Below are 14774 nucleotides of genomic sequence, written 5' to 3' on the forward strand. Positions count from 1 at the left end.
GATTTACGACTTCCCGTTCGCCGGGTTCCCGGCGTCCGGTATCGGCAGCGGCCGCTTCTCGATCGCCGCCGCCATCACCTCCGGGAAGAGATCCGGAGTGCACGCGAAGGCCGGTGCTCCCAAGGCCGCGAGCGCCGCCGCGTGCTCCCTGTCGTATGCGGGTGCCCCCTCGTCGGACAGTGCGAGCAACGTGACGAACTGCACTCCCGACGCCTTCATCGCGGCGACCCGCTTCAGCATCTCGTTCCGGATGCCGCCTTCGTAGAGGTCACTGATGAGGACGACGACGGTCTCGGCGGGGCGGGTGATCTGCGACTGGCAGTACGCGAGTGCTCTGTTGATGTCGGTGCCGCCGCCGAGCTGCGTGCCGAACAGGACGTCGACCGGGTCGTCGAGCTGATCGGTGAGGTCGACGACGGCCGTGTCGAACACGACGAGCCTCGTGTTGATGGACCGCATCGAGGCGAGCACGGCGCCGAACACGGAGGCGTAGACGACGGACGCCGCCATCGAGCCCGACTGGTCGATGCAGAGAATGACCTCCTTCTTCACCGACTGGGACGCGCGGCCGTATCCGATGAGCCGCTCGGGGACGACCGTTCGGTACTCCGGCAGATAGTTCTTGAGGTTGGCCGCGATCGTGCGGTTCCAGTCGATGTCGTGGTGGCGGGGCCTGTTGATACGGGCGCTGCGGTCGAGCGCGCCGGTGAGCGTCGCGCGGGTCCGCGTGACGAGGCGCTTCTCCAGGTCCTCGACGACCTTGCGCACGACGGCGCGTGCGGTCTCCTTCGTCGTCTCCGGCATCGCCTTGTTGAGGGAGAGCAGCGTGCCGACGAGGTGCACGTCTGCGTCGACCGCTTCCAGCATCTCCGGTTCGAGCAGCAGCGCGGACAGGCCTAGGCGGTCGATGGCGTCGCGCTGCATGACCTGGACGACGGAGGACGGGAAGTACGTCCGGATGTCGCCGAGCCAGCGCGCCACGGACGGCGCGGACGCCCCGAGGCCGGCCGAACGGTCGCGCCCCCGCCCCTCCTTCTTGTCCCCTCCCCCGTAGAGCGCGGTCAGGGCGCCGTCCATCGCCGCGTCCTGACCGCCGAGCGCGCAGCCGGTGCCGTCAGCCTCGCCCCCGCCGAGCACGAGCCGCCAGCGCCGCATCCGCTCGTCCCGGGCTCCCCCGCTGAGCTCGTCAACCTGGTCGACCGCCATCAGGCCACCCCCACAAGGTCGTTGTCACCCCGGCCGGAGCCGGAACTGGAGCCGGAGCCGGAGCCGGATGTGGCGTCGGCGTCCGCGTCGTCCGTGCCGAGCAGCAGCCGCACCACGGGCAGCACCGCGTCCGCGCGCGCCTGGTCGAGGCCGGGCGCGAACCCCGGCGGTGCCGTGCCCACGGTCGCTGTGGGTCCCGCCCCCGCGGGCCCGCGCCGCACCAGCTCGCCCAGTGTGCGGCGCACACCGGATTCATAGGCGGAGAAGGTGCGGCGCAGCAGCGGCAGTACGTCCGTGAACGCGTCGGCGGAGACGCCCGTCAGCCAATCGTCGACGAGCGTGAGCAGCCGCTCGTCGTGTACGAGGAGCAGCCCGCCGCCGGAGCCGCCGCCGACGAACCCCTCGATCCAGGCGGCGGCCTCGGCGGGCCCGGTGCCGGGTGAGAGGGCGAGCCCCATCAGCCGCGCGGCCTCGCCCTCGGCCAGCTGTCCGTCGTCGAGGAGCAGTCGCGCGCACCGCCCCCGGATCACGCCGGCGACGCTGTCGCGTGCGGCGAGGACCCGCAGCACGGAGTGCCAGCGGCCTCTGTGTCCGGCCGCCCCGTCGTCCTCCAGGAGCCCCACCGCCGCGTGGACCGCGTCCACATGCCCGCGCATCTCGGCCGCGGCGTCCCCGTCGAGCCCCGCGCACGCGGGCGGCAGGCCCACGAAGACGCGCTCGGCGAGACCGGCCGCGACCTCGCTCAATGCCTGGGTGCCCGTCCCTCGCACATCGCCGTAGCGCAGGGAGCGGACGAGGGCGGGCAGAGCCTGGGCGAGATGGCCGACGTCCGCGTCCATCGCGGCGCGGTCGGCCAGTATGCGCATCACCACCGGGAGGGCTTCCGGCAGTTCGGCGAGGAGGCAGCGCTCGGCGAGGGCCGTGACGTCGGCGAGGGCCTGTGCGCCGATCGCGTCCGCCTCGGCTCTGGCGGTGGCGGCCGAGAGCACGGTCGTGCCCCAGACCCCCGCCTCGGCGACACGCACGGACAGCTCGGGTTCCCAACGCAGCCGCCAGGTCTCCCGGAACGTGCCGGTGGAGGCGCGCAGGGACCGTGCCGGCTCGCCCCAGCCGACGTCGAGGAGGCGGAGCCGGTGCAGGAGCCGGCTGCGCGCCGCGTCGGTCTCCTTGCGCAGGTCGAGCTCCAACTCCCGCTCCAGCGCCTCCGGTTTGAACCGCAGGGAGCGCTGGAGCCGTGTGAGGTCGCGCTGCAGCGGCACGGCGGGCGCCGCGTCCGGAACCTCGCCGAGCACGTCCCCCACGACGAGCTTGTCGTGGACGAGCGACAGGGGGACGTCCGACCCCTCGCACATCACGGCGCGGATCGCGTCCGTCGTCTCGGTCAGCCCGGCCAGCGGACGGCCCCGCATCGCGGCGAGCGTCTCGGCCAGCCGCACCGCCTCGATGACGTGTGCCGACGACACGATCCTGTCCTCGTCCCTGAACAGCCCGGCGACCTTGGTCATCCAGCGTTCGACGGGCCGGTCCGGGGCGCTGAACAGATGCCCGTACCAGCCGGGCGAGTCGATGCCCGCTCCGTATCCCCCGGCCCGCGCGAGACGTCGGTGCGTCCAGGGCACCCAGGTCATGTCGACCTTGGCCTTGGGCAGGCCCTTGAGGACGGCCCGGTCTGCGGCGACGGTCGTCTTCACGCGCAGCGCCGGAACGTGCCACGCACCGCACACCACCGCGACCCCGTCCGCGAACTCCTTCTGCGCGGCGCGCAGCTGAAGGCGCATGTAGGCCTCCCGCACGAGGTCCCGCTCGTGCCCCCCGTCGCCGTACTCCTCCCGCAGCGCCCCCATCGCCTCGCCGAGCGCCTCGAACGGCGCGAACGCGTCCCCCGCCCCGGCCCGGTGTTCGACGACGTCCTCCCACCAGCGCTCCGGGTCGTCGTGTCCCGCGGTCTCGGCGAGTACGGCGAGCGGATCGACACGCATCGCCTCCCTGACGTCATCCCCGCTCTGGTCCTCGCCCTGCTCCCCGAACCCTTCGGGGTCGTCCGGCGTCTCGGCCTGCGCGCTCAGGGCCAGGCTGTGCGCCGCCGGCAGGTCGATGAAACGGACCGGCACGTCCCGCTCCAGGGCCCAGCGGATCGCGACCCACTCCGGGGAGAACTCGGCCAGCGGCCAGAACGCGGAACGCCCCGGCTCGTCCACGACATGCGCCAGCAGCGCTACCGGCGGCACCATGTCCTCGTCGGCGGCGAGCGACACCAGGACGTCCGCCTCGGGCGGCCCCTCGACCAGGACGACACCCGGACCGGCCGCGTCCAGCGCGGCCCTCACAGCCCTGGCCGAACCGGGGCCGTGATGCCGCACCCCCAGCAGCAGCGGCCCCCTCCCCCGCTCGCTCATACGCTCACCTCACGGCACGCGCGGTAGAAGTCCTTCCAGCCGTCCCGCTCACGCACCACGGCCTCCAGGTACTCCTGCCAGATCACGCGGTCCGCGGCCGGGTCACGGACGACGGCGCCGAGAATGCCCGCCGCGACGTCCGACGGCCGCAGCACCCCGTCCCCGAAGTGGGCGGCCAGCGCGAGCCCGCTCGTCACGACGGAGATCGCCTCGGCCGTGGACATCGTGCCGCTCGGCGACTTCAGCTTCGTACGCCCGTCCTCGGTGACGCCGCCGCGCAGCTCGCGGAAGACCGTGACAATGCGGCGGATCTCGTCCGAACCGTCCGGAGCGGCCGGCAGGTCGAGGGAGCGGCCGATCTGGTCGACGCGGCGCGAGACGATGTCGACCTCCGCCTCGGCGCTCTCCGGCAGCGGAAGCACCACGGTGTTGAAGCGGCGGCGCAGCGCGCTCGACAGGTCGTTGACCCCCCGGTCCCGGTCGTTCGCCGTGGCGATCAGGTTGAAGCCCCTGACGGCCTGCACCTCCTGGCCCAACTCCGGTATCGGCAAGGTCTTTTCCGACAGGATCGTGATCAGCGTGTCCTGCACGTCGGCCGGGATGCGGGTCAGCTCCTCGACCCGGGCCGTCATGCCCTCGGACATGGCGCGCATGACGGGGCTGGGCACGAGGGCGTCGCGGCTGGGGCCGTGCGCGAGCAGCCGCGCGTAGTTCCACCCGTACCGGATCGCCTCCTCGGGAGTGCCCGCCGTGCCCTGGACGAGCAGCGTCGAGTCGCCGCTGACGGCCGCCGCGAGATGCTCGGAGACCCATGTCTTCGCGGTGCCTGGCACACCGAGCAGCAGCAGGGCGCGGTCCGTGGCGAGCGTGGTGACGGCGACCTCGACGATGCGGCGCGGCCCCACGTACTTCGGTGTGATGACGGTCCCGTCGGGCAGCGTCCCGCCGAGCAGGTACGTGGCGACGGCCCACGGCGAGAGGCGCCAGCGCTCCGGGCGCGGCCGGTCGTCCTGCGCGGCCAGCGCCGCGAGTTCGGCGGCGAAGGCGTCTTCGGCATGCGGCCGCAGCGCTTGCGCGGCTCCCTGATCCCCCGCGGACGCGGCGCTCTTCTCGGTCGGTTCGACGGACACGGTCATGGCGATCCCCCTCGATTTCGGCCGGGCTCAGCCGGCACGTCCGGCACGTCCCGAGCACTCGGCCGGGATGTGACTCCACCGTGCACCACGCCACTGACAATCACCGATCGCGCGCCGCTGACCTGCGCCGACGCCCGCGCCACCGGCGATTGTCAGTGGCGGGACCTACCTTCGAGAACATGACTCAGCAGGGGGTGCGCTGGACGGCGGACCAGGTGCTGGCACTGGCGCCTGACGCCCCGTCACGCAAGGCGGGAAGCAAACTCGGCGTCGCCGGACCGTGGTCGGAGGCGGGAAGTTCGGGCGAGGGGATGGTGTGGGGGCTCTGCAAGGGCAGTGGAAGCAAGCCGTATCAGACGGTCGTGGATGTCGCGGACGCGGCGGGCCCGGCCTACAAGTGCAGTTGTCCGAGCCGTAAGTTCCCGTGCAAGCACGCGCTCGGGCTGCTCCTGCTGTGGGCGGGGGCAGACGGCTCCGTGCCCGACGCGCAGACGCTTCCGGACTGGGCGGAGCAGTGGGCCGAAGGGCGCAGGAAGCGGGCGCAGACCAAGCGGGAGACAGATGCGGCCGGGGGCGCCGCCGCTGATCCCGAAGCCGCGCGCCGCAGGGCCGAGCGCCGTGCCGAGCGGGTCACGGCGGGCGCGAGCGAGCTGGAGCAGCGGCTCGCGGACCTGCTGCGCGGCGGCCTCGCCTCGGCCGAGCAGGCCGGTTACGGGATGTGGGAGGAGACCGCGGCCCGCATGGTGGACGCGCAGGCGCCCGGACTGGCCGCGCGGGTACGGGAGTTGGGGGCGATACCCGCGTCCGGTCCCGGCTGGCCGGTGCGACTCCTGGAGGAATGCGCGCTGCTGCACCTCCTCGACCGCGGCTGGCTGCGCCGCGACCTGCTCCCCGCCGAACTCGCGGCGACGGTCCGCTCCCGCATCGGACTGCCGTCATCGGCGGACGGCCGGCCCACCCGGGACCGATGGCTGGTCCTGGCGCAGTACGACATGGCCGACAGCCGGCTCACCACACGCCGGATATGGCTGCACGGGACGGAGTCCGGCCACACGGCGCTCCTCCTTTCCTACGGGGCGGCGGGCCGCGCCCCGGCGCTCTCGCTGCCGGTCGGCCTGGCGTTGGACGCCGAGCTCTCCGCGTACGCGGGAGACGGTCAGCTCCGAGCCGACCTGGGCGAGCAGTTCACGGCACCCGCCCCAAGTCCCGTACGGCCCAAGGGGGCAGGTGTGGCGGAGGCGGCGGCGCGGTACGGGGACGCGCTGGGCCGCGACCCCTGGCTGGAGTCCTGGCCGGTGACGCTGAGCCGGGTCATACCGACGCCGGACGAGGCGAGCGGCGGCTGGCAACTGGCGGACTCGGACGACGACTTGGAGCGACCAGATCCGGCGGGAGCGGATTCGGAACGACTGGCGGTCCCGATCACTCCGAAGGCGGCGGCGGGCCCCGGGCTGTGGCGGCTTGCCGCGCTGTCCGGCGGAGCCCCGGTCACCGTCTTCGGCGAGTGCGGGCACCGAGGCTTCACCCCTCTCACGGCCTGGCCCGAAGGCCCGGGGGAAGCGGTGGCGCTGTGCTGACGAGCCGGGCGACAGAGACGACGGAGACAACCAGGCGGACCCATTCCATGGAGAGGAGCGACATGAAGGCACCTTCGACCGCCGACGCCACGGCCACGAGCACCACCGCCAGCACCACCACCGCCATCGGTGACCCATGGGAGGAGCTGGTCACCGTGGCCCTGCTGGGAACAGACCGGCGGACGCCACCAGGGCACTCGACCGGCGCCGACGCACCCACCGCACTTCTCGACGCCGCCGCCCTACAGACCGTACGACGGCGGGCCGGGCTGCGGCCCGCGCCCGCCGCCGCGCCCCCGGCACGGGCGGCGGACGACCCGCGGCCCCCGCTCCCGGCCCCCGCACGACGCAGACTCGCGATGCTGCTCACCGACCGCCCCGGCACCGGAGGCGGCCGCCGCGGAACAGCCCCCGACCTGATGGAGCTGCTGCCCCAGTGGCTGGCCGGGGCCAACGAACAGGGGTACGCGGCGCCTCCGGATCTCCTCCCCGCACTCCTCGACGCGGCCCGCGGGCGCACGGATCTGCGGCCACAGGCCCTCACGTTCGCCGGCCCGCGCGCGCTGTGGCTGGCCCGCCTGAACCCGGACTGGAAGTTCGCGCTGCGCTCCACCCCCGGCGGCGGCACAGCTCTCCCGGTGCCCGGGGATGCGGCCGACGTGCAACGCCTGTGGGAGGAGGGCCTGTTCGCCGAACGGGTCACGCTCCTGACAACGGTACGTGCGCACAGCCCGGCAGCGGCACGCGAACTGCTCGCCACCACCTGGTCCGCCGAGCGGGCCGAGGACCGGCTGATGTTCCTCGACTCGCTGCGGTCGGGGCTCGCCGACGCCGACGAGCCGTTCCTGGAACAGGCGTTGTCCGACCGGAGCCGCAACGTCAGAGCCACCGCCGCGGAGCTGCTCTCGGCACTCCCCGGCTCGGCGCTCGCGGCCCGGATGGCGTCGCGCGCCGCCTCCTGCGTCGCCGTCGACCGCACCCAGGGCGCGGCGACGATCACCGTCGAAGCGCCGCACGAGTGCGACGCGGGCATGGAGCGCGACGGCGTCGTCGCCAAGCCGCCGACAGGCCGGGGTGAACGGTCATGGTGGCTGGGCCAGTTGGTCGAGGCGACGCCGCTCGGCGGCTGGACCGCGCGGTTCGGAGGCCGCACTGCGGAAGAGATCGTCGCACTGCCGGTGGCCGACGACTGGCAGGGCGAACTCCACGCCGCCTGGTGCCGGGCCGCGGTACGCCAGCGGGACGCCGTATGGTCGCGCGCGCTCCTGGGCGCGCCCGCGTCACCGGATGCCGGAGGCCCCGGCGCCGTGTCACTGTCCGAACGGGCGAAGCTCCTCGGCGCGCTGTCCGACGGCGAGCGCGCCGAGTGGGTGGCGGGGTTCATCGCGACGCACGGCCTGTCCGAGGCGTTCCAGTTGCTCGGGGTCTGCGCCCAGCCGTGGGCCGAGCCGCTCGGGCGGGCAGTGGTCGACGCGCTGAACATCGCGCGGGACGCGGGCAGTTACCCCTGGAGCTTCAGCGGCGTCATGGGCCTGGCCGAACGCTGCCTTGATCCCGCGGAGGCGTCCCGCCTCGACGGCCTCACCGCCACCCCGGACGAACCGGAGGACGCGGCCCCCGGAGCCGGCGGCTACTGGTCGGAAGCGTTCCAGCGCCTGGTCAGCACATTGCGCCTGCGGCGGGCGATGCGGGACGAGTTGAGAGGGATGTAGGCACTGGAGGTACCCGGCGAGGCAGGACAGGGGAACTGACCGGTTCGGGCGGAGCGCGACCCACGCACCGAACCGGCACTCCTGCGCCCTCGTCCGGGAGGGACCGCAGGGATCAAGCCCCGGCAGGCTGGCGGACGTTCGCGTTGACCCAGTCCACGATCGACGCCGTCGTCGCGCCCGGGGTGAAGATCTCCGCGACGCCCTTCTCCTTGAGCGGAGCGATGTCCGCCTCGGGGATGATCCCGCCGCCGAACACCTTGATGTCCGCGGCGTCGCGCTCCACGAGGAGCTCGATGACGCGCGCGAAGAGCGTGTTGTGCGCCCCGGAGAGAATCGAGAGACCGATCGCGTCGGCGTCCTCCTGGATCGCCGTGTCGACGATCTGCTCCGGCGTCTGGTGCAGGCCGGTGTAGATGACCTCCATACCGGCGTCGCGCAGCGCCCGCGCGATCACCTTGGCCCCACGATCGTGACCGTCGAGCCCCGGCTTGGCGACCACCACGCGGATCGGACCGGCTGCCACACCCATCACTGCCTCCATGAAGCGACTTCTACCCGATACCTGACCTGATGCGTACCCGGGAAGTGAACGAACGTTATCGACAGCATCCCGCAACCGGCCGTTTCGCGGTGCGGAGCGAGGGGGAAATCACACGATGGGACACGTTCGCTGCGCGCCACAACCGCCGCAGGCGGCTCAGAAGCCGCATACGGGGGCCATTGGCGCAAGGGGAGTCGCAAAGAGACAGCCGCACCACACCGCCGTGCCGACCGCGCGGCGGGCGGCACGGCGCGCATCAGCGGGGCGGTACGTACGGGGTTTAGTGACGCACCGCGACCGTCACTCACGGGCACCGACTGGTCACCGCCCGCGTACGACGCGCATCGTCGGCCACCTCGGCGCATGCTTCCCATGAGGGCACACGGGAGACAGAGCCGTTTTCCCGGGTGCCGACGGGAGGTCGGCCATGAAGGTCACGAGCATCCTGCCTTTTCGCCCGCTCTGTCAGCTGATCCCCGCCAGGCTGGTGTTCCCCGCCAGACTGGCCGGAGTCTCCGTCTCTCTGCTGAAGGCGACCGCTCTCGAGGTCGCGATCCTCGCCGGGCACCTCCTCCTGTACCCGTCCGGCATCATCCAGGAGCGCAGGACCGCCCCCGCGCTCCCCGCGCTTGGCTACGCCCCCACCCCAGAGGACATGGGCGAGGGGGGCGACGAGGCCTCGTACCTGACGGAGAGCGCCACCCTGGCCGGTCCTGGCGCCCAGAACGCTCACAGCACCGACGACACCCACAACACGTGCAGCGCCCGCCTGCCGGCCGCCGAGAGCAAACCGCCGGTTCTTCTCCTGCACGGCTTCATCGACAACCGCTCCGTCTTCGTCCTGCTGCGCCGCTCGCTCGCCCAGCACGGCCGGCACCACGTGGAGTCACTCAACTACTCGCCGCTGACCTACGACATCCGCACCGCCGCCGCGCTGCTCGCCCGCCATGTCGAGGAGTTCTGCGAACGCACGGGCCACGACCGCGTGGACATCGTGGGGCACAGCCTCGGCGGGCTCATCGCCCGTTACTACGTGCAATGCCTGGGTGGCGATCTGCGCGTACGCACCCTCGTGTCGCTCGGCACCCCGCACGGCGGAACGACGGTCGCGCCGCTGATGGACGCGCACCCGATCGTCCGGCAGATGCGACCCGGCTCGACCGTCATCGAGGAGCTGTCGCGGCCCGCCCCCGGCTGCCGCACCCACTTCGTGAGCTTCTGGAGCGATCTCGACCAGATCATGGTTCCGCTGGAGACGGCCTGCATCGACCACCCCGACCTGATCGCGCAGAACGTCCGCGTCACGGGCGTCGGACACCTCGCGCTCCCCGTCCACCCGGCGGTCGCCGCCGGTATCCGACAGGCACTGGACGCCGCAGAGGCGGAAGGAACGCACACCACCGACGCGGTGAATGGCCTGACGGTCGCCTGACTCCGGCCTGAACCTGCCCCCGGAACGCTCCCCGAACTGGCCAAACGTCGAACGATTCTCGAACGCAGAGCCAAAGCTCTGCCCACAGTCCGCCGAAAGACGGCCGAATGCCCGTTTCCTGCGAGAGGGAAACCTGCTGAAGATTGTCGCGCCCGCGTACCGCCGGGTACAGTCACCGCACTGCTCTGGCAGCCCCTGTTGTCGAGGCGAAAGAGAAGTTGGTGAACGACCGTCACCCGTCGGGGACTCAGACCACCCCGGCCCCGGCTCAGGACGCCGAATCCGCGCCCTACGCTGCATATGACCAGCAGAGCGCCCAGTACGGCGGCCACACCGGTTACGACGGCTACGCCACCGGCGGTTTCGCCGCCGACCCCCTCTTCGGCGACCTGCCCGGCGCGCAGAACACCGGCGCGTACGACAGCGGTCAGTGGTCGACCGGCGCGCACCAGACGCTGACGACGCAGGAACCCCAGCACCACGACCCGTACGCGGCGCAGCAGCAGGCCGCCGCGTACGGCACCGGCAGCTACGACACCACCGCTGTCTGGGGGACCGCCGCTCACGAGCAACTCGGCGGTATTCCGGCCCAGTCCGGACCGGACCATTCCGGCCAGTGGGACAACAGCGCGTGGGCCGACCAGACCGGGCAGTGGGACGCGAACGCCTTCGGGGCGCAGGCGCAGGGATTCACCACACAGGACGCGTTCGCCACGCAGACCTTCCAGGCACCGGCGGCCTTCGAGGCCCAGGCGTTCGACGCGCAGGCCTATGAGACACAGGCCTATGAGACACAGGCCTTTGAGACGCAGGCATTCGAGGCCCAGGCCTTCGCGACGCAGACCTTCGAAGCGCCGGTCTTCGACACCGGCGCGTACGACGCCACCGCGTGGAACTCCGCGGGCGCCGAAGGTGACGACAACGCCCCCGACGCCCGGCACGACTACGGCCAACCCGAAGCTTCCGAGCCGGAGTTGAGCCACGACGGCAGTCATCACGACAGCTACAGCGACGACGTCGAGGAAATCGTCGCCCGCGACGAGCGGCCCGCCCCGGTCACGCCCGCCCAGCGCGCACGCTCCCGCCGCCGTTCCCCCGCCAAGCGCTCCGCACTGCTCACGGTCGCGGTGCCCTCGGTGTGCGTGATGGGCGTCGCGGGAGTCGCCGCGGCCTCCGTCGGCGGGCTCGGCGGCGACGACAGCAAGGACACGACGGCGGCCTCCGCGCCCGACGCGACCGCCGTTAAGCCCTCCGTCGCCAACAACAAGCTCGACACGCAGCTCGCGGACCTCTCCGCGGACGCGGGCGACTTCGCCGACCGGGCGAGCCGCACCCAGGAACGTATCGACCTCAGGGCCAAGCAGCAGGCCGAGCGGAAGCAGGCGGCGGAGGAAGCGGCGCGCAAGGAGCGCCTGCGGCCCAAGTTCGTCCTCCCGGTCAAGCAGCGCGGGCTGAGCGCGTACTTCGGGCAGGCCGGCATCAACTGGATGTCCGTGCACACCGGCATCGACTTCCCCGTCTCGTACGGCACCCCGGTGATGGCCGCGACCGACGGCACCGTCCGTACGCAGTGGAACAGCGCGTACGGGAACATGACGATCCTGACCGCGAAGGACGGCACGGAGACCTGGTACTGCCACCTCTCCAGCCACACCGTGATGAGCGGACCGGTCAAGGCCGGTGACCTCATCGCGCACTCCGGGAACTCCGGCAACTCCACCGGTCCGCACCTGCACTTCGAGGTGCGTCCGGGCGGCGGCTCGGCCGTCGACCCGCTCCCGTGGCTCCGCAGCCACGGGCTCGACCCGACGTAGGGCCGAGCCTCCCGGCAGCGGCCCTCCCTACAACTTCTCCACCGGCGCGTACCGCAGCAGCAGGCGCTTCGGCTTGGGCTCGCCGAAGTCGACCGTCGCCTCCGTGTTCGCCCCCGTGCCCTTGACGCCGACGACCGTGCCGAGGCCGAACTGGTCGTGCGTGACCCGGTCTCCCACCGAGAGCGCGACGACGGGCTTCTCCGTCGCCCGGCGCGTGGCGAACGCCGGTGTCGTGCGGGAGCGCGACGACGAGAGGGACGCGGCGATGCCGCTCGTCGGGCCGGTCGACTTGGCGGGCGCCATGGCCCCGGTCCGCTTCCACTCCAGATGCGCGTCCGGGATCTCCTCCAGGAAGCGCGACGGCGGGTTGTACGAGGGCTGGCCCCAGGCACTGCGCAGCGTGGAGCGCGTCAGATACAGGCGCTCACGCGCGCGCGTGATGCCGACGTAGGCGAGCCGGCGCTCCTCCTCCAGCTCCTTGACCTGGCCGAGGGAGCGCATGTGCGGGAAGACCCCGTCCTCCATGCCGGTCAGGAAGACGACCGGAAACTCGAGGCCCTTGGCGGTGTGCAGCGTCATCAGCGTGATGACGCCGGAGCCGTCGTCCTCCTCCTCCGGGATCTGGTCGGAGTCGGCGACGAGCGCGACCCGCTCCAGGAACTCGGAGAGCGTACCGACGCTCGCCTCGCCCTCACCCTCGGCCGCGCCGTCCGCCGTCGCGCTCTCCTGCTCGAACTCCAGGGCCACGGCCGCGAGTTCCTGAAGGTTCTCGATGCGGGTCTCGTCCTGCGGGTCCGTCGACGACTGCAACTCGGCGAGATAGCCGGTCCGTTCGAGCACGGCCTCCAGAACCGTGGCCGGGCCCGCGCCCGACTCGACGATCGTGCGGAGGTCCTCCATCAGCGTGTTGAACCGCTTCACCGCGTTCGTCGAGCGGGCCGCCATTCCGTACGCCTCGTCGACGCGGCGCAGCGCCTGCGGGAAGGAGATCTTCTCGCGCTGGGAGAGCGCGTCGATCATCGCTTCTGCACGGTCGCCGATGCCGCGCTTGGGCACATTGAGGATGCGGCGCAGGGGGACGGAGTCCTCGGGGTTGGCGAGCACCCGCAGATAGGCCAGGACGTCCCTGACCTCCTTGCGCTCGTAGAAGCGGACTCCGCCGACGACCTTGTAGGGCAGGCCGACGCGGATGAAGATCTCTTCGAAGACACGGGACTGCGCGTTCGTCCGGTAGAAGACGGCGACGTCGCCGGCCTTCGCGTCGCGCGCGTCGGTGAGCCGGTCGATCTCGTCGGCGACGAACTGCGCCTCGTCGTGCTCGGTGTCCGCGACGTAGCCGGTGATCTGCGCGCCCGCGCCCGCGTTCGTCCACAGATTCTTGGGGCGGCGGGATTCGTTGCGCTCGATGACCGCGTTGGCCGCGGAGAGGATGGTCTGCGTCGAGCGGTAGTTCTGCTCGAGCAGGATCGTCGTCGCGTCGGTGTAGTCCTCCTCGAACTGGAGGATGTTGCGGATGGTGGCTCCGCGGAACGCGTAGATCGACTGGTCGGCGTCACCCACGACGCACAGCTCGGCCGGCGGGAGATCGCCCTCACGCGGCGGCTCGTCCTCCGCGCGGCCGCTGTCGACCGATCCCACCAGCTCCCTGACCAGCGCGTACTGCGCGTGGTTCGTGTCCTGGTACTCGTCGACCAGGACGTGGCGGAAGCGGCGGTGGTAGTGCTCGGCGACGTCCGGGAAGGCGCGCAGGAGGTTTACCGTCGTCATGATCAGGTCGTCGAAGTCCAGCGCGTTCGCCTCGCGGAGGCGGGACTGGTACATCGCGTAGGCCTGGGCGAGGGTCTTCTCGAAGCCGTCGGCGGCCTGAGCCGCGAAGTCCTCCTCGTCGATGAGCTCGTTCTTCAGGTTCGAGATCTTGGCGCTGAAGGACTTCGGCGGGAACTTCTTCGGGTCCAGGTCGAGGTCGCGGCAGACCAGGGCCATGAGGCGCTTGGAGTCGGCGGCGTCGTAGATCGAGAACGACGACGTGAAGCCGAGCTTCTTCGACTCGCGGCGCAGGATACGGACGCAGGCGCTGTGGAACGTCGACACCCACATCGCGTTCGCCCGCGGGCCGACGAGGGACTCGACGCGCTCCTTCATCTCGCCCGCGGCCTTGTTCGTGAACGTGATCGCGAGGATCTGGCCGGGGTGCACGCCGCGCTCGCCGAGGAGATACGCGATGCGGTGCGTGAGCACACGGGTCTTGCCGGAACCTGCGCCCGCCACGATGAGCAGCGGGGAGCCGCCGTGGACCACGGCCGCCCTCTGGTTCTCGTTCAGCCCGTCGAGGAGCGCCGCCGGGTCCAGCGCGGGGCGCGGGGCGCCGTCCCGGTAGTACGCGTCCCTGGCCGGGGGCACGTCGAACTTCCCGTCGAACAGGTCGTCCGGAACGTGCTCCGGAGCCGTGTCGTCCTCGGGCGGCGGCGGGGCATGCTCCTCACTGGCCTTCGAAGCCGTGAGGTCCGCCAGGAAGCTGTCGTCAAAGAGGCTGCTCATCGCTCTACGAGTCTAGGCCGCCCCACTGACACCCACGGCCGCCCCGGAAACTTCCCTCCGACTTCGCAGCTCCGGCCACCTCTCGTAGTGCGGAAATCACCCTCCGTGAGAGTTACCGGAGGTCACGAACGAGATTGCCGAAGGTCACGAAAATGTATCGGGCATATCGAACATCAACCTTCACAGCAGCCACACGAGTTGGCTAGCGTGCTCCGCGGGCCGCCCGTCCCCCCGCCGGCAACCGCGCCGCGAACGGGTCGCCCCCGCTGAGTTCAGTACGCCGAGAGGCATGGAACCGGGGACCCACGACCTTTGGGGTGAATCGGCCGACGACCCGTCAGGGCGCGACCGTAGGGCAGCCTTCCGAATCTCCGCCCGAACCCGACAGCTAACCCGGTAGGCGGTCATGGGAAGGAGACGCG

9 protein-coding genes and 1 riboswitch are annotated in these 14774 nt (G+C 71.6%); of the genes, 4 read left to right on the plus strand and 5 right to left on the minus strand.

Features of this window, described 5'->3' with window-relative positions; genetic code table 11:
• Positions 1-3 precede the first annotated feature (3 nt).
• Genes OG758_RS21890 through OG758_RS21900 form a run of 3 tightly spaced genes read right to left on the minus strand, consistent with a single transcriptional unit; the run spans position 4 to position 4738 of the window.
• Complete coding sequence (locus OG758_RS21890) at positions 4-1206, minus strand: VWA domain-containing protein (RefSeq protein WP_326711557.1); 1203 nt, start codon at positions 1204-1206, stop codon at positions 4-6.
• Positions 1206-3602, minus strand: a complete 2397-nt coding sequence (locus OG758_RS21895) for a DUF5682 family protein (protein WP_326711558.1) — start codon at positions 3600-3602, stop codon at positions 1206-1208. Before OG758_RS21895 ends, OG758_RS21890 begins: the two co-directional genes overlap by 1 nt.
• Positions 3599-4738 (minus strand): ATP-binding protein, encoded by a 1140-nt coding sequence (locus OG758_RS21900; RefSeq protein ID WP_326711559.1) that lies wholly within the window; start codon positions 4736-4738, stop codon positions 3599-3601. The genes OG758_RS21895 and OG758_RS21900 overlap by 4 nt, the downstream gene beginning before the upstream one ends.
• Before the next feature lie 179 nt (positions 4739-4917).
• Here OG758_RS21900 and OG758_RS21905 point away from each other — a divergent pair, with 179 nt between their 5' ends.
• Positions 4918-6315, plus strand: a complete 1398-nt coding sequence (locus OG758_RS21905; RefSeq protein ID WP_326711560.1) for an SWIM zinc finger family protein — start codon at positions 4918-4920, stop codon at positions 6313-6315.
• Between the two features lie 62 nt (positions 6316-6377).
• Positions 6378-8027: a DUF5691 domain-containing protein gene (locus OG758_RS21910; RefSeq protein WP_326711561.1), complete on the plus strand. Its 1650-nt coding sequence runs from the start codon at positions 6378-6380 to the stop codon at positions 8025-8027.
• A gap of 112 nt (positions 8028-8139) precedes the next feature.
• Here the strand turns inward: OG758_RS21910 and OG758_RS21915 are convergent, their stop codons facing one another.
• Positions 8140-8556: a cobalamin B12-binding domain-containing protein gene (locus OG758_RS21915; RefSeq protein ID WP_100594811.1), complete on the minus strand. Its 417-nt coding sequence runs from the start codon at positions 8554-8556 to the stop codon at positions 8140-8142.
• 439 nt (positions 8557-8995) lie between these two features.
• Here OG758_RS21915 and OG758_RS21920 point away from each other — a divergent pair, with 439 nt between their 5' ends.
• Positions 8996-10000, plus strand: coding sequence for a lipase family alpha/beta hydrolase (locus OG758_RS21920; RefSeq protein WP_326711562.1), 1005 nt, complete (start codon positions 8996-8998; stop codon positions 9998-10000).
• A 221-nt stretch (positions 10001-10221) separates the two neighbouring features.
• A complete protein-coding gene (locus tag OG758_RS21925; RefSeq protein WP_326711563.1) occupies positions 10222-11814 on the plus strand; it encodes a M23 family metallopeptidase in 1593 nt (530 codons plus the stop codon).
• 27 nt (positions 11815-11841) lie between these two features.
• Here OG758_RS21925 and pcrA read toward each other — a convergent pair whose 3' ends face one another.
• On the minus strand, positions 11842-14352 hold the full coding sequence (gene pcrA, locus OG758_RS21930; protein ID WP_326711564.1) for a DNA helicase PcrA: 2511 nt from the start codon (positions 14350-14352) through the stop codon (positions 11842-11844).
• Positions 14353-14620: 268 nt separating this feature from the next.
• Positions 14621-14770: riboswitch (cyclic di-AMP (ydaO/yuaA leader) on the plus strand.
• Positions 14771-14774: the final 4 nt, after the last annotated feature.

The organism is Streptomyces sp. NBC_01474, from assembly GCF_035918215.1.
Taxonomy (GTDB): Bacteria; Actinomycetota; Actinomycetes; order Streptomycetales; family Streptomycetaceae; genus Streptomyces; species Streptomyces aureus.

What these genes read in the sequence shown, in the direction of transcription:
- pcrA (WP_326711564.1), bottom strand. Translation starts at nt 14,352, where the DNA reads ATGAGCAGCCTCTTTGACGACAGCTTCCTGGCGGACCTCACGGCTTCG.
- OG758_RS21895 (WP_326711558.1), bottom strand. Translation starts at nt 3,602, where the DNA reads ATGAGCGAGCGGGGGAGGGGGCCGCTGCTGCTGGGGGTGCGGCATCAC.
- OG758_RS21915 (WP_100594811.1), bottom strand. Translation starts at nt 8,556, where the DNA reads ATGGGTGTGGCAGCCGGTCCGATCCGCGTGGTGGTCGCCAAGCCGGGG.
- OG758_RS21900 (WP_326711559.1), bottom strand. Translation starts at nt 4,738, where the DNA reads ATGACCGTGTCCGTCGAACCGACCGAGAAGAGCGCCGCGTCCGCGGGG.
- OG758_RS21920 (WP_326711562.1), top strand. Translation starts at nt 8,996, where the DNA reads ATGAAGGTCACGAGCATCCTGCCTTTTCGCCCGCTCTGTCAGCTGATC.
- OG758_RS21905 (WP_326711560.1), top strand. Translation starts at nt 4,918, where the DNA reads ATGACTCAGCAGGGGGTGCGCTGGACGGCGGACCAGGTGCTGGCACTG.
- OG758_RS21890 (WP_326711557.1), bottom strand. Translation starts at nt 1,206, where the DNA reads ATGGCGGTCGACCAGGTTGACGAGCTCAGCGGGGGAGCCCGGGACGAG.
- OG758_RS21910 (WP_326711561.1), top strand. Translation starts at nt 6,378, where the DNA reads ATGAAGGCACCTTCGACCGCCGACGCCACGGCCACGAGCACCACCGCC.